The 23078-nt window shown below is 68.2% G+C and carries 27 protein-coding genes and 1 pseudogene; 19 read left to right on the forward strand and 9 right to left on the reverse strand.

The annotated features are described in order from the left end of the window. Nucleotides 1-159: 159 nt before the first annotated feature. Nucleotides 160-1581, reverse strand: coding sequence for an N-acetylglucosamine/diacetylchitobiose ABC transporter substrate-binding protein (ngcE, locus tag V9K99_RS15255; protein WP_337012143.1), 1422 nt, complete (start codon nucleotides 1579-1581; stop codon nucleotides 160-162). Nucleotides 1582-1662: 81 nt separating this feature from the next. Next, nucleotides 1663-2844 (reverse strand): MFS transporter, encoded by a 1182-nt coding sequence (locus V9K99_RS15260; RefSeq protein WP_337012145.1) that lies wholly within the window; start codon nucleotides 2842-2844, stop codon nucleotides 1663-1665. Between the two features lie 117 nt (nucleotides 2845-2961). Between V9K99_RS15260 and lexA the strand changes: the two genes are divergently transcribed. Then, complete coding sequence (gene lexA, locus V9K99_RS15265; RefSeq protein WP_337012147.1) at nucleotides 2962-3615, forward strand: transcriptional repressor LexA; 654 nt, start codon at nucleotides 2962-2964, stop codon at nucleotides 3613-3615. A gap of 21 nt (nucleotides 3616-3636) precedes the next feature. Next, a complete protein-coding gene (locus tag V9K99_RS15270) occupies nucleotides 3637-4782 on the forward strand; it encodes an FAD-dependent monooxygenase (protein WP_337012149.1) in 1146 nt (381 codons plus the stop codon). Nucleotides 4783-4815: 33 nt separating this feature from the next. On the opposite strand, the pseudogene V9K99_RS15275 reads toward V9K99_RS15270, so the two are convergent. Next, nucleotides 4816-5838, reverse strand: a pseudogene (locus tag V9K99_RS15275) (acyltransferase family protein); the annotation flags it as partial. Between the two features lie 50 nt (nucleotides 5839-5888). After that, nucleotides 5889-6395, reverse strand: a complete 507-nt coding sequence (locus V9K99_RS15280; protein WP_337012151.1) for a universal stress protein — start codon at nucleotides 6393-6395, stop codon at nucleotides 5889-5891. Between the two features lie 250 nt (nucleotides 6396-6645). Here V9K99_RS15280 and V9K99_RS15285 point away from each other — a divergent pair, with 250 nt between their 5' ends. From V9K99_RS15285 to V9K99_RS15320, 8 genes are all read left to right on the forward strand, one after another. Continuing rightward, entirely contained in the window at nucleotides 6646-7401 is a 756-nt protein-coding gene (locus V9K99_RS15285) for a class I SAM-dependent methyltransferase (protein WP_337012153.1), read from the forward strand. Nucleotides 7402-7489: 88 nt separating this feature from the next. Further along, entirely contained in the window at nucleotides 7490-8056 is a 567-nt protein-coding gene (locus tag V9K99_RS15290) for a pyridoxamine 5'-phosphate oxidase family protein (RefSeq protein WP_337012155.1), read from the forward strand. Between the two features lie 7 nt (nucleotides 8057-8063). Further along, nucleotides 8064-8504: a pyridoxamine 5'-phosphate oxidase family protein gene (locus V9K99_RS15295; protein ID WP_337012157.1), complete on the forward strand. Its 441-nt coding sequence runs from the start codon at nucleotides 8064-8066 to the stop codon at nucleotides 8502-8504. A gap of 49 nt (nucleotides 8505-8553) precedes the next feature. Beyond that, on the forward strand, nucleotides 8554-10173 hold the full coding sequence (locus V9K99_RS15300) for a GAF domain-containing sensor histidine kinase (RefSeq protein ID WP_337012159.1): 1620 nt from the start codon (nucleotides 8554-8556) through the stop codon (nucleotides 10171-10173). 254 nt (nucleotides 10174-10427) lie between these two features. Then, a complete protein-coding gene (locus V9K99_RS15305) occupies nucleotides 10428-10889 on the forward strand; it encodes a GyrI-like domain-containing protein (RefSeq protein ID WP_337012161.1) in 462 nt (153 codons plus the stop codon). Between the two features lie 26 nt (nucleotides 10890-10915). Further along, nucleotides 10916-11824: a carbamate kinase gene (locus V9K99_RS15310; protein WP_337012163.1), complete on the forward strand. Its 909-nt coding sequence runs from the start codon at nucleotides 10916-10918 to the stop codon at nucleotides 11822-11824. Nucleotides 11825-11884: 60 nt separating this feature from the next. Further along, complete coding sequence (locus V9K99_RS15315; RefSeq protein WP_337012165.1) at nucleotides 11885-12097, forward strand: DUF6458 family protein; 213 nt, start codon at nucleotides 11885-11887, stop codon at nucleotides 12095-12097. A gap of 34 nt (nucleotides 12098-12131) precedes the next feature. After that, nucleotides 12132-12755 (forward strand): CG0192-related protein, encoded by a 624-nt coding sequence (locus tag V9K99_RS15320; protein ID WP_337012167.1) that lies wholly within the window; start codon nucleotides 12132-12134, stop codon nucleotides 12753-12755. 33 nt (nucleotides 12756-12788) lie between these two features. Here the strand turns inward: V9K99_RS15320 and V9K99_RS15325 are convergent, their stop codons facing one another. Continuing rightward, nucleotides 12789-13211 carry a rhodanese-like domain-containing protein gene (locus tag V9K99_RS15325; RefSeq protein WP_337012169.1) on the reverse strand — a complete coding sequence of 141 codons (423 nt, stop codon included), beginning with the start codon at nucleotides 13209-13211 and terminating at the stop codon, nucleotides 12789-12791. 25 nt (nucleotides 13212-13236) lie between these two features. Then, nucleotides 13237-13893, reverse strand: coding sequence for an ArsR/SmtB family transcription factor (locus tag V9K99_RS15330; protein ID WP_337012171.1), 657 nt, complete (start codon nucleotides 13891-13893; stop codon nucleotides 13237-13239). Between the two features lie 36 nt (nucleotides 13894-13929). Here V9K99_RS15330 and V9K99_RS15335 point away from each other — a divergent pair, with 36 nt between their 5' ends. The 5 genes from V9K99_RS15335 (at nucleotide 13930) to V9K99_RS15355 (ending at nucleotide 18543) form a co-directional block, all read left to right on the forward strand. Continuing rightward, nucleotides 13930-15279, forward strand: coding sequence for an MBL fold metallo-hydrolase (locus tag V9K99_RS15335; protein WP_337012173.1), 1350 nt, complete (start codon nucleotides 13930-13932; stop codon nucleotides 15277-15279). Beyond that, entirely contained in the window at nucleotides 15276-16487 is a 1212-nt protein-coding gene (locus V9K99_RS15340) for an MFS transporter (RefSeq protein ID WP_337012175.1), read from the forward strand. The genes V9K99_RS15335 and V9K99_RS15340 overlap by 4 nt, the downstream gene beginning before the upstream one ends. A 75-nt stretch (nucleotides 16488-16562) precedes the next feature. Then, nucleotides 16563-16961, forward strand: a complete 399-nt coding sequence (locus V9K99_RS15345; protein ID WP_337012177.1) for a VOC family protein — start codon at nucleotides 16563-16565, stop codon at nucleotides 16959-16961. A gap of 38 nt (nucleotides 16962-16999) precedes the next feature. Further along, nucleotides 17000-17344 carry a YciI family protein gene (locus V9K99_RS15350; RefSeq protein ID WP_337012179.1) on the forward strand — a complete coding sequence of 115 codons (345 nt, stop codon included), beginning with the start codon at nucleotides 17000-17002 and terminating at the stop codon, nucleotides 17342-17344. Further along, a complete protein-coding gene (locus V9K99_RS15355) occupies nucleotides 17341-18543 on the forward strand; it encodes an RNA polymerase sigma factor (protein WP_337012181.1) in 1203 nt (400 codons plus the stop codon). The genes V9K99_RS15350 and V9K99_RS15355 overlap by 4 nt, the downstream gene beginning before the upstream one ends. Nucleotides 18544-18555: 12 nt before the next feature. Here V9K99_RS15355 and V9K99_RS15360 read toward each other — a convergent pair whose 3' ends face one another. Beyond that, nucleotides 18556-18993 (reverse strand): YybH family protein, encoded by a 438-nt coding sequence (locus V9K99_RS15360; protein WP_337012183.1) that lies wholly within the window; start codon nucleotides 18991-18993, stop codon nucleotides 18556-18558. Nucleotides 18994-19101: 108 nt separating this feature from the next. Here V9K99_RS15360 and sigJ point away from each other — a divergent pair, with 108 nt between their 5' ends. The 4 genes from sigJ to V9K99_RS15380 all read left to right on the forward strand — a co-directional run bounded on the left by sigJ (nucleotide 19102) and on the right by V9K99_RS15380 (nucleotide 20991). Beyond that, on the forward strand, nucleotides 19102-20019 hold the full coding sequence (gene sigJ, locus V9K99_RS15365; RefSeq protein ID WP_337012185.1) for an RNA polymerase sigma factor SigJ: 918 nt from the start codon (nucleotides 19102-19104) through the stop codon (nucleotides 20017-20019). 53 nt (nucleotides 20020-20072) lie between these two features. Further along, entirely contained in the window at nucleotides 20073-20288 is a 216-nt protein-coding gene (locus V9K99_RS15370; RefSeq protein ID WP_337012187.1) for a hypothetical protein, read from the forward strand. Between the two features lie 90 nt (nucleotides 20289-20378). Then, nucleotides 20379-20597, forward strand: coding sequence for a GerMN domain-containing protein (locus V9K99_RS15375; RefSeq protein WP_337012271.1), 219 nt, complete (start codon nucleotides 20379-20381; stop codon nucleotides 20595-20597). Between the two features lie 163 nt (nucleotides 20598-20760). Continuing rightward, a complete protein-coding gene (locus tag V9K99_RS15380) occupies nucleotides 20761-20991 on the forward strand; it encodes a hypothetical protein (RefSeq protein ID WP_337012189.1) in 231 nt (76 codons plus the stop codon). Here the strand turns inward: V9K99_RS15380 and V9K99_RS15385 are convergent. Further along, a complete protein-coding gene (locus V9K99_RS15385) occupies nucleotides 20988-22421 on the reverse strand; it encodes a M81 family metallopeptidase (RefSeq protein ID WP_337012191.1) in 1434 nt (477 codons plus the stop codon). The genes V9K99_RS15380 and V9K99_RS15385 overlap by 4 nt on opposite strands. After that, nucleotides 22418-23068, reverse strand: coding sequence for a transglycosylase SLT domain-containing protein (locus V9K99_RS15390; RefSeq protein WP_337012193.1), 651 nt, complete (start codon nucleotides 23066-23068; stop codon nucleotides 22418-22420). The genes V9K99_RS15385 and V9K99_RS15390 overlap by 4 nt, the downstream gene beginning before the upstream one ends. Between the last annotated feature and the right edge of the window lie 10 nt (nucleotides 23069-23078).

The raw sequence follows: 23078 nt of genomic DNA on the forward strand, positions 1-23078 counted from the left end.
CGTGGTGGTGTGGGTCAAGGGGCGAAGCTCCCGCAGGGACGCCGAAGGCGCCCTTGACGCACACCACCACGACTAGCACCATCACGCAGCCCGGAGCCGCGACACCACAGTCGCCCTACCGCAGCACGCCACAACCACAGTCCGTCTTACCCGGAAAACCTAGCTGCGGGTTTGCTTCTTGGTGGCTGGGTCTTTGGCGGTGTCGTCGGCCAGTTTCTGCATTTGGTTGCAGAACTCGTCGGCGGTGATGCGGGCGGCGGCGAGTTCGGCGTAGATGCTGCGGGACGGCTTGTCCATGGTCGAGTACCAGCCGGCGAAGTATTGCGTCCAGTTGTTGGCGCCGCCGGACTTGATCAGGGCGTCGGACGACGCGGCACCCGGGCTCAGCTTGATGCCCTCGGTCGCGCCCTTCACGATCGTCGGCGATCCGGTCAGCTCGGTGAACTTGCCGGCCGCCTCCTTCGACAGCATGATCCGCAGGTACTCCAGGCCGCCGGCCTTGTTCTTCGCCTTCTCCGGCACGATGAAGTTCTCACCGGCGGCGATGCGACCACAGTCGACCGGGAGCTTGGCACCGTCGAGCAGCGGCGTGTACGTCGCAGTCGTTTCGAAGTCCTTCGGCGCTACGGTCTTCTGCTCGTTCTCCAGCCACGAACCGGACGGGATGAACGCCGCCTTGCCCTGGTTCCACGCGGTCTGGGACTGGATGTGATCCAGTCCCTCGGTGCCTTGCATGATGTAGCCCTTGCCCTTGAGCTCCAGCAGCGCCTCGGCCGCCATCTTGATCGACTCGTGCTTCCAGGCATTCGGCTGCAGTTCGTCGATCGCCTTGATGACGTCGTGGCCGCCGTGCTTCACGGCCATGTCCATCACGACGCCGCCGATGTAGTTGCCGTGCTTGCCCTGGTGCGCGAGCGGCGCGATGCCGGCCTTCTTGATCTCCTCGCACAGCGCGAGGAACTCGGTCCAGGTCTTGGCCGGAGTCCAACCGTGCTTGGCGAACAAGGGCTTGTTGTACCAGATCGCGTAGACGGTCAGGACGTACTCGAGGACGAGCGGCTTGCCGTTGAGCATCGCCGCCTCGAGCGCGATCGGCTCGAGCGTGTCACGGACCTTCTTGCTCGTGTCGTCGACCGACGGCGCGTCGAACAACTGGGTCAGGTCGGTCAGCTGACCGCTGGTCGCCAGCGTCGACATCGGCAGCAGCGAGGCGCCGGAGTTGTCGATCACGTCGGGCGGGTTGCCGCCGTTGAAGCGCGGCTGCAGTTGCGGGGTGATGTCGGTGATGCCGGCGTGCTTGATCGTGGTCTCGGCGAACTTCTTCTTGTAGAGGTCCTCGTGGGCCTTGGCGTAGTCGTCGCCGTACCCGCCCTTGAAGATCACTACGTCCAGCGGGTCGGATCCCTTCACGCCGAACGGGTTCTCATTGGTCTTCTCCGCGCCACCACCGCCGCCGGAGCCTGAGTCACTGCCGCCGCTGGCGCAGGCCGACAGCAGCGTGCCGCCACCGGTGGCCAGCAGCGTGCCGACCGCCGCGCGCTGCAGGAACAGCCGCCGCGACAGGTTGTCAGGAGTGGTCATCGATCCGCCCTTCGAGGAAACATTCCTTTACCGATGGCGGAAACATTCCGTCATGACCGCCATGTTAGGGAAGAATTTTTCCTACCTGCCCTCCGAAGTCAAGGTTGCCGGGGAAACTTGCTCCTCCGTTGACCCGCCGGCCATCCGCCGGGCGTTGGCCGCCACGCCGAGCAGCAACGGCAGCAGTCCGGTGAACGTCCAGACCAATCCGACCGCGGCGGCGAACCAGCCGACGACCGCGGGTCCGATCAGGATTCCGGCGTACGTGAAGGTGGTCAGCCGCGACACCGCGGTCGCCGCCTCGACGCCGCCCACCCGGCCGACCGCGCTGAAGATGAGCGGCAGCAGGACCGATCCGCCGAGTCCGACCAGAGCGAATCCGGCGATTGCCGCAGGCCACACCGGTACGGCGATCACCACGGTCAGCCCGATCACGGCCACCAGCGCGCAGCCACGGAACAGAACGTCGGCGCCGTACCGCTCGGTCAGGCGGTCGCCGATCAGCCGGCCAAAAGTCTGGAAGGCGGTGAACGCGGTGAAGGCGAGCCCTGCGGTGGCCAGGCCGGCGCCGCGCGACTCGTGCAGGAGTACGCCGCTCCAGCTGATCACGGCCGCCTCGCCGATCATCACCACGAAACCCATCGCGCCGAAGATCAGCACCGGCCGGGTCCAACCGCCCGACGCTCGCTGCTTGCTGGCCGACTGGTCGGCTGACGGCGGAAGCAGCCCGCGGATGGCGAGCTGTCCCGCGATCAGCAGCACGGCTCCGGCCACGACGAACTGAGTACCGATCTCGACTCCCCCGCGGGTGACCCCAGCACTCACAAGTGACGCGAGTACGGCGCTCACACTCCACGCGGCGTGGCAGCCGCTCATGATCGGCCGGCCGCGGAGGCGTTCGACGGCGACGGCGTGGGCGTTCATGGCCACGCCGACCGCACCGTGCACCAGACCCATCAGTGCGACCGCGATACCCAATTGGACTACTCCGCGAGCCTGACCGACCGCGGCCAGCAGGAGCGGCAGCAGGGCCAGGCCGAGGCGGATCAGCCGACCACTGCCGGTCTTGGCGACCAGACCGCCGACGAACTGCATCGATACCAGCGCGGACGCGCCGAACAGGGTGAGGATGATGCCCAACTGGCTCTCGCTCAGCTGGTGCTCGACCTTGATCGACGGGATCCGGGCGAGGTAACTCGACACCAAACACCCATTCACGAAGAACACCGCGGTCACTGCCCACCGCGCTCTGCTGACGTCCATCACAACCTCCTGACTCGACCTGTTCTTGTGGGCGACGTCGGAGGCGATCTCGGGAAGTTGCCATTTCGGGCGCGGAGGGTCCGGAGGTTGTCGGTGCGGGATTCTAGCATTCCGCGGGTGACTGATGTGGAGCTTTTCGGGGACCTGGACACGGCGGCGCTGCCGGAGCGGCAGCAGCGGATGCTGGTGGTGATCCGCGACTGGGTGGTCAGGTACGGCTACGCTCCCAGCAGCCGGCAGATCGGGGACGCGGTCGGGCTGAAGTCCTCCTCATCGGTGTCCAAGCATCTGGCCAGCCTCGAGGACAAGGGGTTCCTGCGCCGGAGCCCGTCGGTCTCGCGGCCGATCGACGTACGGATGTTCCTGCAGGAGACGGCGACCCGGGAGTCGGGCGAGGACTCGGTGCCGGTGCCCGTGGTCGGTGACATCGCCGCCGGTACGCCGATCGCCGCGATCGAGCACGTGGACGACGTGATGCAGTTGCCGCGCGAGCTGACCGGGCGCGGGAACGTCTTCGGCCTGCGGGTCCGGGGCGAGTCGATGATCGACGCGGCCATCTGCGACGGCGACATCGTCGTGGTCCGGCAGCAGTCCGAGGCACACTCCGGTCAGATCGTCGCCGCGATGATCGACGAGGAGGCGACGGTCAAGGTGTTCCGACGCCGCAACGGGCACGTGTTCCTGGAGCCGCGGAACCCGGCGTACGACGTCATCGACGGCGACAACGCGGTCATTCTCGGCATCGTGGTGTCGGTACTGCGCAGCGTCTAGCTTCTCGCTGGGGGTGGTGGTGTGTCCGAGCGGAACGCAGTGATTGTCGGAGCCGGCATCGGCGGTCTGGCCGCCGCGATCGCCCTGCATCGCCGCGGCTGGAACACCACCGTTTTCGAGCGCGCACCGGCGCTCCGGGAGGTCGGCGCGGGCATCTCGTTGTGGCCCAACGCCGTAGGTGCGCTGGACCTGCTCGGGGTTGGTGATCAGGCCCGCGAGTACGGTGCCGTCGAGGGCGCCGGGGGGTTCCGGGACTCGCGCGGGCGGTGGCTGTTCCGATCGCAGATGCGGACGCACTACGGGGACACGCTGGTGCTCCGCCGGTCGGTGCTGCTCGACATCCTCAGCTCTGCCCTACCCGCCGACCTGATCAAGCTGAACACGGAGGCCGATCACCTGCACGCTGCAGATGTCCTGGTCGGCGCCGACGGACTCCGCAGTACCGTCCGTGCGGCCCTGTGGCCAGATGCCGCACCACCCGTCTACGCCGGGTACACCACCTGGCGGCTGATCGCTCCCGCGCCCGAGCTGGACGCGGAGGTCAGCGAGAGCTGGGGCCGAGGCGAGCGGGTCGGCATCTTCCGCCTCGCCGACGGCGCCATCTACTGCTACTTCACGGCACGTACGCCGCCCGGCATCGAGTACGCCGACGACCTCAGCGAACTCAAGCGTCGCTTCGGCCACTGGCACGACCCGATCCCGGCAGTTCTCGACAGCCTCACCGGCGCCGAGATCCTGCGCCACGACATCTACCGGCTCCCGCCACTGCCCAGCTACGTCGCCGACCGGGTCGCGCTGCTCGGAGACGCCGCCCATGCGATGACCCCGGATCTCGGTCAAGGCGGCGGGACCGCCCTCGAGGACGCGGTCGAACTCGCCGAAGCCCTTGAATCGACACCCGACATCTCGCTCGGTCTGACGCGTTACGACCAGCGACGCCGCCGCCGTACCCAGCAGATCGCGCGGCAGTCGGCCCGCTTCGGCGCCTTCGCCCAGGCGTCCGGCCGCCTCGCGGTCCCGCTCCGCAACACGGCCGCTCGGTTACTCCCCCAGTCGGTCTTCCTGCGATCTGTCCAGCCGATGCTCGACTGGCACCCGTGTCCGCTTCACGCCGACGAGGACCGAGACACCCGGGAGAACCGACAGCAGCCAGGCCAGTCCCGCTGAGACCAGGAAGGCCGCCGGCATCAGTACGGCGTATTTCGCACCGAGGCCGGCGTTCCACTCGACGACGTAGTACGCGATCACCAGGATGACCGGTTGATGGACCAGGAAGAACGGCATCGCGGCACGCGCGAGCGGGGTCGGCAGCGGTCGCTGGAACGCACGCAGGCGCATGCCGCCGCCCAGTACGGCGACCAGCCAGCCCCAGACCGCGAGGGTGATCAGCAACGAGTACCAGACGTACGGCCAGGAATACCCCGGGTCCTCCCACCAGCCCTCGAGGAAGTCGATGATCCCGGTGACCACGCCGGTGACGAACGCGCCGATTCCGAGGACGAGGCCGGGTACGGCGTCTCGTCGTACCGCTGCGATCAATCGGTCGTCCGACAGCACCAGAAAACCGACCACGAAGAAGTCGAAGAAGAACACGAACTCGCCCCAGCCGTGATCCGGACCCGGCGCGGCCAGCAGCAGAAGGTGCACCGGCGCGAGTGGCACGGCCAGCAACAGGATCGTCCCGCGACCTTCGCAGCGTACGGCGATCCAGTCGACCAGCCGCCGACCCTGCGGGCCGCGAAGCCAGAGGAAGATCGGCAGACCGAGGAAAGCGAACTGCAGCAGATAGACCAGGAACCACAGGTGGTAGGTATCGCGTAGCCACAGCGGTGCGTCACCACCAAGGTCACTGAAGAACGCCTTCAACGACGCGCCCTCCCGGCCCTTGTGGTTCTCCTCGATCAGGTACTGCGGAGGCGACAGCAGGACGTACGCGATCACGAACGGAAGCAGCAACCGGAGCAGCCGCTCCTTCACGAAGCCGCCCGCGGTCCGCCACCGCAACGCCAGATACGCGCCCGCCCCCGACAACAGGAAGAAGAACGCGAGCCCCCACAACCCGAGGAACGCGATCCCGATCGAGATGCCCTCGCTGCGCTCGGCATTCTTCACATGCCAATCGGCATCGTCGAACGGCCGCAGCGTGTGGAACACGAACACCCCGAACACAGCCAGCACCCGTAACCAGTCCAGGTACGAAAGCCGCCCCACCCCTTTGTCCATAGCCCAAGAATGAGCCCTGCGCAGGCCACCAGGCAGCGACTTCGGGGTCGTCAGAACATCGGGCTGGCGCCCTGCGGGCGGGTCAGGTGTCGACGGTGCTCGAAGCGTTTGTGTTCACGCTCAGCCCGCCGCGGATCCGGGAGCAGCACCACCGGACACGGTGCATGGCGGATGACGTGCAGGCTGGTCGAGCCCACCAACGCGTCGTGGAAGCCGCCGTGCCCGTGGCTGCCGAGCACGATCAGGTCCGCGTCGAGGGCTGCCTCGCAGATCTGCTCGCTCGGCCGGCCCTCGAGCACCTGCCGCTCGATCGCGAGCTCGAGGCTCCGCGCCACCAGGGAATTCAAGGAGTCGCTCTGGATCTCCCCGGCGCGCCGCCGGGCCTCGGCCGGGCTGCTGATCGACGACCCCGATTCCAGGCCGTCCCACGACCACACCGTCACCACTCGCAGCCGGGAACCCCGGCGCTCGGCTTCGTCGGCGGCCCATTCGACCGCTCGCTGTCCCGCCGCCGAACCGTCGATCCCACAGACGATCACACTGTCACGCACGTCCATGACGCACCTCCGAACACCGTCACTCTCAGCGTGCACCCGCACGGCCTCACCAGTCCACAGCACTGCTGACTGTGCGACGGCTGCTACACAGCGGTGACGACATCGGCAGACTGCGACGGGGGCTGCGCTGACCGTGAGGGGTAGCAGTGAAACACCTTGTTTACAAGGCGATTCGGAGTGGACTTCGGGACGAGCGGGTGCGCAGGATAGCCGGAGCGGCCGGGGGAAATTGCCGAGTGGGGGGAATCGCATGTCTGTTCTGGGTCGACTACAGGCGGGTGTCAACGGAGTACTCCGCCCGTTCGGGGTACAGCTGGTGCGCGGGTTCACGACGGACCCGCTGATCAGTCCGTTCCTGCCGGCACGTCGTACGATCAAACGCGCCGAGGAGGCGGGACTTTCGGTCGGGGACTACCTCGACCACTACAGCTCGGAGCCGGGGGCGACCGCCGAGACGGTCGATGTGATGCTCGGGGCGAGCGGTCTGAGCGAGGCCATCGACCTTGGCAGAGTCGTCGAGATCGGGCCCGGCTCCGGCCGGTACACGAACAGGGTGATCACGGCGCTGCGACCGCAGGCCTACGAGGTGTACGAAACGGCGCCGGACTGGATCCGCTATCTGCGCGACGAGTTCCCCGAGCTCACGTTCCAGCCCGCGGATGGCCACTCGCTGGCCTCGACCGGGTCGGGCACGGTAGACCTCGTGCACTCGCACAAACTGCTCTGCTACATCCCGTTCGTGACGGCCGTCTGTTACCTCGACGAGATGGCCCGAGTCGTCCGTCCGGGCGGCACGGTGGCATTCGACCTGATCACCGACGACTGCATGGACTCGCAGATGACGAAGACGTGGCTGGCCGAGCCTGCCCGTGGGGCGATCTACTCGATCGCGCCGCGCGACTGGGTGCTGCACTTCATGGCCCAGCGCGACCTCGAACTGGTCGGCCGGCACTTCGTCCCGCTCAGTGGCGGCCGTACCGAACTGCTCGTCTTCAAGCGCAGGTGACGCAGGTCCCGAATCGATGGGACTTCTGGCCCTGCGCCGACGTGGGCCTGGACAGGTGAGATGGGACCTGTCTGAAAGGAGCCCCCAGGTGACAGCGTCCGACCACTCCCAGTCGACGAACGGTGGTGATCAGCCCAAGCGGGTGAACCTCGTCGAACTCGCGCAGTCTGAGGGGCCTGCGCGAGTCGACGAGGACACGCTGACGGCTGGAGCACTGATCCGGCTGGCCGGGGCGTTGGACTCCACAGTGGCCGACCGCATTCGACGGATCCCGGTGCGCGGATCGTCCGCGCGGCACCCGGTCCTGGATCACCTGCGGGAGGACGAGTGCCTCGAGTTGCTCGCACCCGGCGGCCCCGGCCGGGTCGCGTTCGTGCTGGCGGGCCGGCTATCCGTGATGCCCGTGACTTTCAAGCTGCACGACCGGAGGATCGCGTTCCGGACCGGAGCGACCACCGCGATCGCCCGGTACGGCGATGGACCGGTGGCCTTCGAGGTGGATCGGCTCGACGCGGCCGCTGGCGAGGGCTGGAGCGTGCTGATCTCGGGAAAGTGCACGCTGCAGAAGTGGGGCGCGGACCCTTGGGAGAACGTGGACGTTCTCGTCGTCATCGAGCCGGAGCACGTCAGTGGACGCCGTATCCGCACCTGGTGACCCGCTGATGGAAACGGTACGGCGGTTCGATCGGACCGGCCTCGAGATCCTCGACCCGGACGAGTGCCTGCGGCTGCTCCAGTCCGTCCCGGTCGGCCGGTTCGTCTTCACCCAAGGTGGACTGCCCGCCGTCCGGCTGGTCAACTTCACGGTCGACGGCGACACGATCGTCTTCGCCTCCGACGGCGGGGAGAAACTCCAGGCCGCCGAGCGGGGTGACGTGGTCGCGTTCGAGGTGGACGAGGTCGACCTCGAACGCCACACCGGCTGGACCGTGACCGCGGTCGGCCACTTGTCCGTCGTACCGCCGGACGAGGCGGCCGAGCTGCGGCGGGCCATGCCGCTGCGACCGTGGGCGCCGTTGCAGGAGCAGCGGCTGATCCGCCTCGGCGCCGAGTCGCTCAGCGGCCGCCGCCTGCTCCCCTGGGGTCAGCGCCCGAGGCCCTGACTCGTCGCTTCGTTCCCAATCGGCGCCTGCATTCCGTACGGTGGACAGCGTGGGAGGGACGTCGAAGGACCGCGTGGACAAGGCTCTCCTGGACGCTGTGATCGGGATCGGCGCCGACCTGGACCTCAGCAGCACGCTGGACCGGATCGTCACCGCCGCCTGCGAACTCGTCGAGGCCCGGTACGGAGCGCTGGGGGTGGTCGGTGCCGATGGCAAGCGCATGGTCCGGTTCATCACGCACGGCCTCACCGAGGCCGAGATCGCCGCGATCGGTCCCCTGCCGGAAGGGCACGGGCTCCTCGGCCTGCTGATCGAGCAGCCGGTGCCGCTGCGCCTCCAGGACCTGACCGCCCATCCGCAGTCCTTCGGGTTCCCGCCGAACCATCCGCCGATGAAGAGCTTCCTCGGCGTACCGATCCGGACCCGGGAGCACGTCTACGGCAACCTGTACCTGACTGAGAAGGCAGCAGGCGCCGACTTCACCGCGGAAGACGAGCGTGCCGTGACCGCGCTGGCGGCGGCAGCCGGCGTCGTCATCGACAACGCCCGCCTGTACGCCGACACCGAGCGCAGACGCCGCTGGCACGAGGTCACCGCTGAGATCACCCAGCTGATGCTCGGCGAATTCGACCCGGGCGACGCGCTCCGGCTGATCGCCCGGCGGGCGCGCGAAGTGTCGGGTTCGCTGGTCGGCGTCGTCCTGTTGTCCAGTGACGACGACCTGGTGATCGAGGCGATCGACGGGCCCGAGCAGTTCCAGCAGTACGTCGGCCGGCGAGTGCCCGGCGATGTCCCGGGGATCGGTGACGTCGTGCACGGCGATCGCCAGGTGGTGATCGACGATCTCGCCCGGGCGGTGAAGGAGAGCGGCCGGCTGGTCGACGTACCGGAGATCGAGTTGCTGGGACGCAGCGTGATGGCTCCGCTGCCGGCCGGCACCCACGTGTCCGGTGGTCTGCTCTTGGTCGCGGCCGAACATGGAAGCGTGCTCGAGGGCACCGACCTGGTGCGGATGTTCGCGGGTCAGGCGACGCTCGCGCTGGACCGGGCGCAGGCCCAGCGGGACCAGTCGATGATCGCGGTGCTGGAGGATCGCGACCGGATCGCCCGTGATCTGCACGACCTGGTCATCCAGCGGTTGTTCGCGACCGGCCTACAACTGCAGAGCATGCACCGGATGGTCAAACCGGACGTCCAGGAGCGTCTCGGCCGGGCCGTTCAGGACATCGACGCCACCATCCGCGACCTGCGGGCCGCCATCTACGCGCTGCATCACCAACCCGGCCACCGATCGCTGCGGGACGACGTCGAGTCGCTGGTCGCGGAGTACGCCGAGCCGCTCGGCTTCCGGCCGCGGCTCACCTGCGAGGGTCCGCTGGACACCGCCATACCGGTGACCGTGCGGCCGCAGATCCTGGCCGCGATCCGGGAGTCGTTGTCGAACGTCGTACGGCATGCCCAGGCATCCGAGGTCACGGTCAATGTCACCGTGGCCAACGGGGAGGTCGTCTCCCGGGTCGCTGACAACGGTGTCGGCATGGACGCGGGGCATCGTCAGAGTGGCCTCCGCAATCTTCGGGAGCGCGCCCAGCTCCTCGGCGGCACCGTCCTGCTGCAGTCCAACCAGCCGCAGGGCACGGTGCTCGAGCTGCGCGCTCCGCTGAGTTGAATACAGTCCTCCGGCCCGCCGGGATGCGGTGTGGTCGGTGGCTGTCCGCCCTTCGCCACCTGTCATCCGCTTCCCGGCGAGCCGGCGAGGCCCCCCTCTGTTCCCCAAGCATGGCGTCGGCGCCATCGGCTCCGACAGGGTCTAAAGTCCCGAACTGTCCGGGCCTTTCGCAGGATGTGCAACGGCCGGTCGCGATCGTAGGCTGAACTCTGGCCCCGGTCGTAGGCTGGACTTCTGGCCCCAGGGAGGAGACCGTGCGCACCGACCACCCCGAATCCCGGATCGTGCACGAGCAACCGACCGCCGTACTGCGTGCGACCCTGCACCGTGACGAGGTGCGGGGCTGGTTCCGTACGGCGTTCGACGTCGTGGCCGAGTACTTGCGCCGGCACGGCATCGCGCCGTGCGGGTTCCCGTTCGCCCGGTCTCATGTCCGGGCCGATGGGCTCTTCGAGGTGGAGGCCGGATTCCCGGTGGCGGTGCGGATCAGCGGCGATCGCCAGATCCTGCCGTCCTGCCTGCCCGGCGGGCACGTGGTCGTCGCCTGGCACGTGGGTACGTACGAGGAGCTGGGTGCCGCCTACCAGGCGCTGGACGACTGGCTCGAGGCCGAGCACGGGGCTCGCGCGGGCGACGCGTGGGAGGTCTACCACGACCCGCCGAACCGCACCCAGCGCTGGCGCACCGAGGTCATCCAGCCGTTCAGGCTCAACTGAGCCGAGTTGTCGTGGCACTCTGAAGCATGCGGATAGTGATCGCGCTCGGGGGGAACGCACTGCTACGGCGTGGTGAGCGCCCGGATGCCGACGTACAGGTCGCACACCTGGCCGCGGCCGCCCCGGCGCTGGCCAAGGTTGCTGAGGACAACGAAGTCGTCATTGTGCACGGCAACGGTCCTCAGGTCGGGCTGCTGGCGTTGGAGAGTTTCACCGATACGAGCCTGTCGAAGCCCTACCCACTCAGCGATCTGGTCGCCGAGACGCAGGGTGTGATCGGGTACTGGGTCCAGCAGGCGCTGAGCAACGCCGGGCTCAGCCGCCGCGCCGTCACCCTGGTGACTCAGACCGTGGTCGATGCGTACGACCCCGCGTTCAACGTGCCGACGAAGTACGTCGGGACCGGCTATCCGGAGGAGCGGGCCCGCGAGCTCGCTCTCACGTCCGGCTGGTCAGTGCGGCAGGACGGCTCTGAGTGGCGGCGCGTCGTGCCTTCTCCCGCACCCCAGCGGGTGCTGGAACTCGACGCTGCCGAGCTGCTCCTGCAGAACGGGGTCACGGTCATCCTGGCCGGCGGAGGCGGCGTACCGGTCGTCGAGGGCCCGACCGGGCTGAAGGGCGTTGAGGCGGTTGTGGACAAGGACGCTACGGCCGCGCTCATCGCCATCGAGTTGCGTGCGGACCTGCTGGTCATGCTGACCGACGTACCGGCGGTGTATCTCGACTACGGGACTCCGGCTCAGCGTCCGCTCGGCCGGGTCGACACCCGAACGCTTGCCTCGCTCAACTTTCCGGCCGGCTCGATGGGTCCAAAGATCACCGCCGCTCGGCACTTCGTCGAGGCAACCGGAGCCCACGCCGCCATCGGCTCCCTGGACGACACCACCTCCGTCATCTCGGGTACCGCGGGTACTCAGATTCTGTTTGTGCGGTGACAGCCCGGGTACCGCGAGAGTGCTCGCATTTCCAACGGGGCTGAGCGTGAGGAGTTCCTCATGGGTATCGGTGTGTCTGTGTTCCTGCTTGCTTTAGGCGGGATTCTGGCGTTTGCGGTGTCAGACCGGCTGAGTGGTGTCGACCTGACCGCTGTCGGTTACATCCTGATGGGCGCCGGTGCACTCGGCCTCGTCATCGCCATGTTCTTCGTCAGCCAACGCTCCAACACCTCCCACCGGGAGGTCCGCGAAACCCGCCACATCGACGAGTGAGCCGCTTGTCGGAGGCCGGATCTACGATGCGCGCATGGCTCTTCTCCATCAGGCGACACTGCGCCCCAGCAAGCTCGAACTCCTGACCGACTGGCTGCCGACGCGCAGCTGGTACGGCGGGCCGAAGGGTGAGGTGGAGCGAGTTGCGTCGTTCCGCTTCGACGACCCGGCCGGAGCGGTCGGACTCGAGACGATGCTCGTTCGCTCCGGCGACGGGCCTGTGTACCAGGTGCCGCTCACGTATCGCGAGGCGCCGCTGACCGGCGCGGACGACCTGCTGCTGGCAACCGCCGAGCATTCAGCCCTGGGCAAGCGGTGGATCTACGACGGCACCGGCGACCCCGTGTACGTCGCGGCGCTGGCGCACGCGATCCTGGCGAACGCCGGGCAGGCCGACCTGTTTCTCAAGGTCGGCGACCGCCTCGAGCCGCGCGAACTCAGCATGAGCATCGCGAGCGACGCACCGGCCGACACAAGCCCGCGCGCCGTCGGCACGATTCAGCAGGTCGTCGACTCCGACCCAACGGTCATCACCACCGACTCGGTCGAACTGTCGATCGTCCGCCGCCTCGACCCCACCCCAGAACTCACCGGCACACTCCTCACCGGCACCTGGCCCGGCCAGGACACACCGGTCCCACTCGCGTCAGCCCGGTAGGCCCGCACCGACTGCAGTACGTCGTACCTCCTGCTAGCTACCGGCTTCGCCTGGGCCGCGGGGTGGGCGAGGGGAGGCGACCGTTTCGACCGGTAGACCCGCGGCTACCCAGGCCTGGAAGCCGCCGATGACGTCGGTACTGCGACTCAGCCCGAGGTGACGCAGGGAGTCCGCGGCGAGGCTGGACGCGTAGCCGGCCTCGCACACGACGATCCACCGGATCGTGGCGTCCACAGCCTCGGGAATGCGGCCCGGACTGGATGGATCGAGGCGCCACTCCAGGTGGTTCCGCTCGATCACGATGGCGCCCGGGAGCCCACCACCCACCCGCCGTTGGAACTCCGGACGACTGTCCACCAGGAACGTTCCGGGCTCCTGCGCCGCGGCCCAGGCCGCCGCAGGCTCGAGTCGCACCAGGTCCGCGCGAGCCGCGGCCAGCATCTCGTCGACACCCATCCCCCACCACCCCCGTTGATTGCGCTCAGACCGCGACCGGGAGGTCCGCCAGGCGCCATTCGAGCATGCCCTCGGTCAGCCGGACGGCGTCCAGACCTTCGGCGGTGAGCGCGCGGACCGCCTCGTGGGCCAGTACGCAGTACGCCCCGCGGCAGTAGGCAACGATCGTCTTCCCGGCCGGCAACGACGCGATCCGGGCCGCGAGCTCGTCCACCGGAACGGACACGGCACCCGGGATGTGGCCGGCGGCGTACTCCTCCCCCGGCCGTACGTCGATCAGCGTGACATCACCGGCTTCCAGGCGCTGCAGCAACTCATCCCTGGTCAGTTCGGCGATGTCGTCATCGCCCAGGTAGGCGACCCTGGCCCGGTCGACTCCGGCCACGTGCGTGGCGGCGACGCCCCGCAGGCGCGACCAGAGCTCGGCCACCTCGGCGCCGCTCAGTCGGTAGTACACCCTGGTCCCGGCCTTGCGGGTCGTCACCAGTCCCGCGGACCGCAGGATCTGCAGATGGTTCGACGCGGTGGTGAGGCCGAGTCCGGCCCGTCCGGCCAGCAACTCGACCGACCGCTCTCCCTGAGCGAGCAGATCCAGCAGCTCCAGCCGCTTGGCGCTGGCCAGTGCCTTCCCGACCTTCGCGAACTCGTCGAACAGCTCGGCCTTGCGGGTCGCGTCACCCATTGACAGTCCTCCAAATATTCATGGAATAGTGTAGAAGTGGCCGACAGAGGCGACAAGATCATCACTCCCGTGATCGATGACGGGCTGGGCAACTCGGCGTACCTGGTCGAGCTGGGCGGTGGTCGCGCGCTCGCGGTCGACCCGTCACTGGACCTCCGGGCATTCCAGCTGGAGGCCGAGCGCCGCAATCTCACTGTGGCGTTCGCGGCCGACACCCACCTGCATGCCGACTTCCTGTCCGGTGCCCTGCAACTCGCCGAGGTGTACGGCGCCCGCGTGCTGGCATCCGCGGCCGGCGGCCGGATGTTCGACCACGTCGGACTGAGCGACGGAGATGAGGTGGATCTCGGCGGACTGACCTTGCGGGCCCTGGCGACACCCGGCCACACCGGCGAGCACCTGGCGTTCGAGTTGCTCGACGGGCCGAACACGCTCGGAGTGTTCACCGGCGGATCGCTGATCGTCGGCGGCGCCGCCCGCACCGACCTCTCCGGCAGCGACCAGACCCAGTCACTCAGCCGCGCGCAGTACCGATCGTTGCGGCGGCTGGCCGAGCTGCCTGACACCACGCCCGTCTGGCCGACGCACGGCGCCGGATCGTTCTGTTCCGCACCCGGTGGCGCCGAGCGGACATCGACCATCGGGCGGGAGAAGGCGACGAACCCGCTGCTGACCGCGGCTGACGAGGACACGTTCATCAAGGAGCTGCTCGGCGGCCTGGGCAGCTTCCCGCCGTACTTCCTCGGCCTGCCCGCGGAGAACCGCCGCGGTCGCGCTGTCGCGGGAGAGCCGGTCGTTCCGGGTCTGGACGCGTCGAGTGTCGCCAAGCTCAGCCGGCTCGGCGCCGTGGTGATCGACGTACGACCGGTGCGCGACTTCGCCGCCGGGCATCTCCCAGGTGCGCTGTCGATCCCGCTCAGGGCTGCCTTCGCCTCGTGGCTCGGCTGGCTCCTCACTCCCACCACGCCGTATCTCATCGTCCGTAGCCCGGACCAGGATCTGACCGAGATCGTGTGGCAGGCCATCAAGATCGGGTACGACGCACCAGTCGGCGAACTGTCCGGCGGTATGGCCGCCTGGGATGGCCCCAGCACCCGGACCCCACTGCTCACCGCGAGCGAGATCGGCACCAGCCGGGTACTCGACGTCCGGCAGGACAACGAGTTCCACAGCGGCCACCTCCCGGGCGCCCTGCATGTCGAGCTGGGCGATCTCCCCGATCACGTGGCTGACCTCCCGGCCGAGCCCGTGGTGGTGATGTGCGGTCATGGCGAACGCGCGATGACGGCCGCGAGCATCCTGCGGCGGGCCGGCCACGTCGGCGTCGCAGTGCTCGAAGGCGGGGTGGACGACTGGACGGCCGCGACCGGCAGATCACTGGCGTGACCCTCCAGCTGGGCCTGCGGGCCAACCTCGCCCAGTTCATGCTGCTCGTCGCGGTCAACGCGCTGGTCGGCGGCATGCTCGGTCAGGAACGCATCGTCCTGCCGCTGCTGGCCGAGCGCACGTTCCACGTCACCGCCTACACCAGCGCGCTGACGTTCATCCTCGCCTTCGGGCTGGTCAAGGCGATCACCAACTTCTTCGCCGGCACATGGTCGGACCGCTTCGGCCGCAAGCCCGTGCTCGTGGCCGGCTGGCTCGTCGGCCTCCCCGTGCCGCTGCTGCTGATCTGGGCCCCGAGCTGGGGCTGGGTGATCGCCGCGAATGTCCTGCTCGGTGTCAACCAGGGACTCACCTGGTCGACGACCGTCATCATGAAGATCGACCTGGTCGGCCCTGCCCGGCGCGGCCTCGCCATGGGGCTCAACGAAGCAGCGGGCTACGTCGCCGTCGCCGGGACGGCAATGGCCACCGGCTATCTCGCCGACGCGTACGGGCTGCGGCCGGCGCCGTTCCTGCTCGGCGCCGCCTTCGCCGCACTAGGGCTCGGCCTTTCGACCCTCGTCGTACGCGAGACCCTGCCTCATGCCCACCATGAGGCAGGTACGACGCACCAGGGGCTGACGACTCGGGAGGTCTTCACCCGCACCAGTTTCACCGAACCCGCGCTGTCGGCAGCGTCGCAGGCCGGTCTGGTGAACAATCTCAACGACGGCCTGGCCTGGGGACTGTTTCCGATCCTGTTCGCCGGCCACGGCCTCGGCCTGGCCGAGATCGGGCTGCTCGGCGCTCTCTACCCCGCGGTGTGGGGATTCGCCCAGCTCGCGACCGGCACGCTCTCGGACCGGATCGGGCGCAAATGGCTCATCGCCGGCGGCATGATCCTGCAGGCCGCCGCCCTCGCACTGGTTGCCGCCAGCACCGATCTCACCGGCTGGATCGTCGCGCTGACAGCACTCGGCCTCGGTACGGCGGCGGTCTATCCGACCCTGCTCGCGGCCGTCGGGGACGTCGCTGAGCCGACCTGGCGTGCCCGTGCCGTCGGCGTCTACCGGTTGTGGCGCGACGGCGGGTTCGCCGTCGGTGCTTTGCTGGCCGGTGCGATCGCCGACCTCTGGGGTATCCCGGCGGCCATCTGGACAGTCGCCGCGATCACGGCCGCCTCGGGCCTCGTCGTCGCCGTACGGATGTACGAGACCCATCCCCGCTGATTCGGCCGGCTGTCGGATCCGGCGTACCGCTGATCGTCAGCTTTGTGTAGGCACATTCACCGAGGAGGAACGATCATGCAAGCGACTGTCAACGCGCTCGATATCGCCGTCACAGATCTGGGCGCCGCGATCGCGTTCTACCGCAGGCTCGGGCTGGAGTTCGAGCGGGATCAGTACATGCCGGACGACCACGCCGGCTGCGACCTGCCGAACGGGCTGCATCTGATGCTCGACACCGACGAGTCCCGCCGCAAGATCACCGCCGGCTGGCATCCACCGGCGATGGGAAGGACCTTCCTGGCGTTCCAGCTGGAGTCGCCGGCCGCCGTCGACGCCACGTACGCCGAACTCGTCGCGGACGGGGTCACCGGGCTGCAGGAGCCGTTTGATGCGCCGTGGCGGATGCGGTACGCGACCGTGGCCGACCCGTCCGGCAACGGAGTCGATCTGTACGCCGACCTCCCCGCCGACTGACCCGCGACCGGCCAGACTGACTACAGGAGGTGGTGCACGTGAAGTACGTGCTCATGTTCGTCGAGACCGAGGAGTTCGCCAAAGAGTTCGAGGCGCTGAGCCCGGCCGAGCTGGAGCAGGCCTATCAGCGGGTCACCGATTGGTTCACTGACCACGCGGCGAAGATCACCAATCGCGGCGCCAAGCTGCAGGGCGCGGAGACGGCCACGACGGTCCGGCTGAACGACGGCGGGCTGGTCACCACCGATGGCCCGTTCATGGAGGGCAAGGAGGTCATCTCCGGCTTCATGGTCATTGACGTCGCCGACCTCGACGAGGCACTGCGGATGGTCAAAACCTGGCCAGGCTGCCCGGTGGTCGAGATCCGCCCAGTGGAGTCATGACCGAAGACCACGCCGCCGACGAGTTGGCCCGCGTCGTACGTGAGCACGCGGGCCGGCTCGCAGCATCCCTGATGTCGCTGCTGGGCGATTTCTCGGCCGCCGAGGATCTGGTGCAAGACGCCGTCGAGACCGCGCTTCGGCGCTGGCCGGAGGAAGGGATCCCGGACCGGCCGGATGCCTGGCTGTTCACGGTCGCCAAGCGGCGTGGCCTCGACGTACTGAGGCGGCAGGAGAACTACCGCACCAAGCTGACCCAGCTGCAATGGCCGGTCCCGTCGGCACCCGACGACCGGCTCCGGCTGATCTTCACCTGCTGCCACCCGGCGCTGTCGCGGGAGGCCCAGATCGCCCTGACCCTCCGGGTGGTCTGCGGCCTGACCACCGCCCAGATCGCCGCCGCGTTCCTCGCGCCTGAATCAACGGTCGGTCAACGCATCACCCGGGCGAAGCGAAAGATCGCCGGCGCCGGCATCCCGTACCGCATCCCCCGCGACGACGAGTTGCCCGAGCGACTGAACGAAGTACTGACCGTCATCTACCTGCTCTTCAACGAGGGCTACCTGTCCAGCACCGGCGAGCGTGCGCACTCCCGCGACCTGGTCGACGACGCCGAGTGGCTCACCGCGCTCTTGGCCGGTCTGCTCCCCAACGAGCCCGAAGTCACCGGCCTGCTGGCGCTGATCCGTCTGCATCGCGCCCGCGTTGCCGCGAGATTCACCAGCGACGGACACCTCGTCCTCCTGCAAGACCAGGACCGGACCAGGTGGGACCAACCAGCCATCGCGGACGCGACCGCTCTGCTGACCCGTACGGCGCGCCGACACCGCTCCCCCGGCCCGTACCAACTCCAGGCCGCCATCGCCGCCTGCCACTGTGAAGCGACCACCTGGGCCGACACCGACTGGCGACAGATCCTCGTCCTCTACGACATGCTGATGCAGCTCCAGCCGACCCCCATCACCCGGCTTCACCGCGCTGTCGCCGTCCGGTACGTCGAAGACAGCAAGGCTGCCCTGGCCGAACTCGACGAGCTCGAACCCGCTCTCCGGAACTATCCGCTCTTCCATGCGATCCACGGCGAACTGCTCCGCGCCGACGGCAGACCCGAGGAGGCTCAGCATGCCGATCGGCTGGCCCTCGAACTCACCAGCAACCCCGCTCAGCTAGACCTCCTGCACGCCCGCCTCAGCCGCGCCTGACGAGCTCAGCCTTCACGGCTGGAGGTCGAGTTTCGACTGGCCGGTGGCGAAGTCGGTCGGCACCGACACCTGGTCGTGAACGATCAGCCAGGTGCCGTCGATCTTGCGGAAGCAAGCCGTCCACCGGACCCAGTAGTCGGTCTTGTCGCCGGTCTGCAGCGTGCCGCTGATGTGGTTGACGCTGTATACGACGGCCAGGTCACGGTTCACCAGGACGGTGAGGTCCCCGATCTCGTAGTCGAGATCCTGGTAGAACGTGAAGACCTTGATCCAGTTGTCCCATTTCTTCTCCGCGCCCAGGTGCCGCAGCGGCGGCTCGATGTCGAACGAGACCAGGTTCGGCGCGAACATCGTCTTGATGCCGTCCAGGTCCTTCGCCCGCACCGACTCGACCAAGGTGTCGATCCGCTGCCGGATGTCTACTTCGTCTACCGCGTGTTGTGTGGTCATGATCAATACGACGACACAGCACTCCGGATTGTGATGACCTCACACTTCGGTACGGCGTTTCGTCGTACCTGGTGAATGGGAGACCCGACGAAGGGAACTGTGGAGACCATGACCGGATCAGGGGACGAGCGGCTCGATCCGGGCCTGAGCGCGATCATGAGCGAACGGCGCCAACTGATCAACCTGGCGTACCGGCTGCTCGGCTCGCTGGCCGATGCCGAGGACGTGGTCCAGGAGACCTACACCCGGTGGTACGCGATGTCGCGGCCGGAGCAGGAGGCGATCGAATCGCCCGGCGGCTGGCTGACGAAGGTCGCCAGCCGGATCTGCCTCGACCTGCTCGGCTCCGCCCGGGCCCGGCGGGAGCGGTACGTCGGCGAATGGATCCCGGAGCCGCTCCCCGACGGGTCCGAGTGGCGATCGGCCGGCACCGCCGTCGACCCGGCCGACCGGGTCACGCTGGACGAGTCGGTGAACATGGCGTTCCTCGTCGTCCTCGAGTCGATGACCCCGGCCGAACGCGTGGCCTTCATCTTGCATGACGTCTTCCGGTACCCGTTCCCCGAAGTCGCCGAGATCGTCGGCCGCTCCCCCGCGGCCTGCCGCCAGCTCGCCACCTCGGCCCGGCGCCGCATCGCCGCCGCCCAGACCCCGCCGACTCCGACGGCCCAGACCGCCAGTCTCGTCCGGGGCTTCAAGGAGGCGTGGGAGGCCAAAGACATCCAGGCGTTGATCGGTCTGCTCGACCCCGAAGCGGTCGCGATCGGCGACGGCGGCGGCCTCGTCACCGCCCAGCTCCACCCGATCGCCGGCGGCGAGCAGGTCGCCCGATTCTTCGCCGGCCTGGTCGACCGCAGCCCGGGCATCACGCTGCTCGAGCGTACGGTCAACGGACAACCTGGCCTGGTCGCCCAGGAGGACGGAGTCACCGTCACCGTCATTGCCTTCGACGTCGCCGACGACCGCATCAAGCACATCTGGGCCATCCGCAACCCGGAGAAACTCCGCCCCTGGCTCACCGACTGACACCGTCGCTGTAACGATCAGTGGGTGCTGACCGATGTGGTGGGTAGACATCGGTGTTCCGAGAAGCAGCGCCGAAGCTCTGGTCCGGCCTGTCGGAGGGTCCGATGATGTGCGAGACGACGCAGCGACTGCTTGCGCTGCTCCAAATTCTGGAGCGCGCGCCGGCGCCCTTTGGTGCGCTCGGCGACGACGCCGTCCTCGACGCCTGGTTCGGCCCCCGCTCACCGCTGTCCCAACCACAGGAAGCCCCCGAGCCACTGCCCTTGTGAGGTCAGTCCAGCTGCCGGGTGGCGGGGTCGACGTAGTCGGGCCGGCTCGACTCGTGCTCGGACTGGTTCACCGCGGCTCGCCCCCAGGATCTGTCACGCCGCCTCGACCTCGAAGACACGGTCGAGTCTGGTCCGGCGGAGCACGTCGGTCTCGAGCTCACCGGCGAGACCGACGGCCGCTCGGCTACCGAGAACGTGCTGGCCGTCGGACAGATCGTCCTGTCCGTAACGGCGCTGCAGACCGTCGACAAGGTGACGTTCTGGCGAGACGGCGCTCCCGTCGAGCCCTGCTTGCCGACGGCGCGCTGACCACCCAGCCTTTGACCGCGGCCGACTACGAAGCCTTGCGGTCGTCGCAGTTGACGACGACGCTGAGGGATCTTTGAGATCTCGTGTCGTTCTCGACCCCCCCGCGGGTACCGGCCCGTCTGAACGCTCAACAGATCCGTACGCCGCCCTTCGAAGGAGAATCGTGGCTGAGCTCAGCAGCTGGACGGACGCCCAGTTGTACGCCGTCTGGGTCGCCACCGCCGCCGAACTCCGCCGCGCCGCCCAGTCCGACGAAGCCGCCACCGCCGCCCGGGCCCGCGAACTCCTCCTCGCCGAGATCGAACGCCGCCATCCCCGCAAGACAGCCGCCTGGCTAAGCTCCCGCGAAGCCCTCACCGGCCAACCGCCCACCTTCCTGAAGGACCACGACTAGAGGAGTTCAGGCGTAAGGGTCGGGGTGGCCATCTCGGGGTCGAAGGGGAACATAGGTCGGTCGATGTGGTGGTGGCCGAGGCGCAGGAGGTCCTGGTTGACGCCGCCGGGGGTGAGGGCGAGGAGCCAGTCGGCGGCCATCGCGTAAAGCTCGGGTTCCAAGTAGCCGATCTTGACGATGACGAGGTCGGCGTCACGCGGGGCCAGGCCGAGGTCGGTGAAGTCGGACTCCAAGTGGTACGGCTTACGGCGGGTGGTGACGATGACGCGTAATCCACCGATGCCGAGTACGGCGACTCCGCCGACCGGATCGACTGCGACTACCTCAGCAGTCAACGGAACTGGTCCACACGGACCGGAGTCGATCTTGCCGCCCACCTTCACGCTCACCGTCGTACCGACGCCTGCGTCGATCGCGGTCGCAGTCACCGCGGGGTCGACGATGGCGGCGTAGATCGTGGTCAGTCCGGACTCCGCCGTGATCGCGGGCATGCGGAGCAGCGCGTCCAAAGTCCAGGACGTGTCGCCGGCGCCGCCCGCGGTCGGGTTGTCGCCGGAGTCGCTGATGAAGAACGGCCGCGCGGTGCTCGCGAGGGCACGGTCGACGCACTCCTCGAGGGTGCCGGTCGGCGCGACGAACTCGAACTCGTCGTGCGCATCCCAGTAGGCGTCGGCGAGTCGTTTCGCCTGCTCGGTGATGATGTCGGGGTCGTCCCCGGTCACCACGACCGCGGCCTGGCAGCGCGGCTCGTCCGCCCACGCGTACCCGACCCAGATCGCCGCGTCCAGTACGCCGTCCATCGCCTCGACGTCGTCGACCATCGCATAGATCCGCTTGGCCGGGTCGATCCGCGTGCTCGTCTTCTCGCCCGGCAACAACACCGGGACCTGCACCCATGCCTTGTGCGGACGGCCGCCGGAACGCAGCCGGCTCACCAGGTTGCGCGCCGCGCGTTCCCGGGTGTCCCAGGCATCGGTGTGCGGCGCCTTGCGGTAGCAGGTGATCAGGTCGAGCGTGCTGGCCAGCTCACGCGACACGTTGCCGTGCAGATCCATCGATGCCGACAGCAACACCGACGGTCCCACGATCGCGCGGATGCCGGCGACGAACTCGGCCTCGATGTCGGTCCGGCCGAGCACGCTCATCGCCCCGTGGAAGTCGATGAACACTCCGTCCAGCGATCCCGCCGTACCGAGCAACTCGTAGATCTCCCCCGCCAGCTGCTCGTACGTCTCCTCGGTGACCGGCCCGCCGGGCACTGCCACCGCGTGCAGCAGCGGGACCCACTCCACGCCCTCGATCGCTCCCAGAAACGTGTACCGCGCCAGCAGTTCCTCGCCCCGCGTCACCCGGAAGTCGTCCAGCGTACTGCGATGCGGCGAGAACGTACTCGACTCGATTGCGATCCCGGCAATCCCGATCCGGATCATGCGCGCACCGCCTCGGCGGACTTGGTCCAGTTCTCGTGCAGGCGGTCGAGGTAGGACTGCGCCTGCGGTCCGGGCTTGGTGCCGCGGGCGAACAGGCGCATGTTGCCGCCGCCGGCGTTGTAGCCCAGGGCAAGCAACTCGTCCTTGCTGAGCCGGCTGGCTCGCTTGTCAGGTAGTCGCCTGGCCAGGTCGTGCAGGTGCCAGGCCGCGGCTTCGATGGCCAGGGTTGGATCGTCGGGCAACTCTTCCCACTTCCGTTTGGCGAACGAACGACCGCGCTTGGTGTCGTCGAACGCTGGCTTGTGCATGTTCGCGATCCCGAACGCCGGATTGGAGTCGATCTTCGCCCACGATCGCTCCAGCTCCGGGTCGTGCGGCTTGTACGACTCGTTGTACAAGATTGCCATCAGCAACTGCGGCCGGATCCCCGCCTGGCCGGCGTACTTCCGGACCTGTACGGCGAAATGGGCCGGGTCGTAGTCCTCGTACCAGGGCTTCGGAGTACTGACAGCGGAAGGCGTCGGCGTGGGCTTGACCGACGGCGTCGCGCTCGGGGCACCCGTCGTACCCGGCTCATCGCTGCATTGGGCGGCCAATCCACCCACGGCAACAGCTCCGACCGCCACCCATGCCCACTGCTTCGCCACAACCCAAACC

The organism is Kribbella sp. CCNWLW201, from assembly GCF_037203805.1.
Taxonomy (GTDB): Bacteria; Actinomycetota; Actinomycetes; order Propionibacteriales; family Kribbellaceae; genus Kribbella.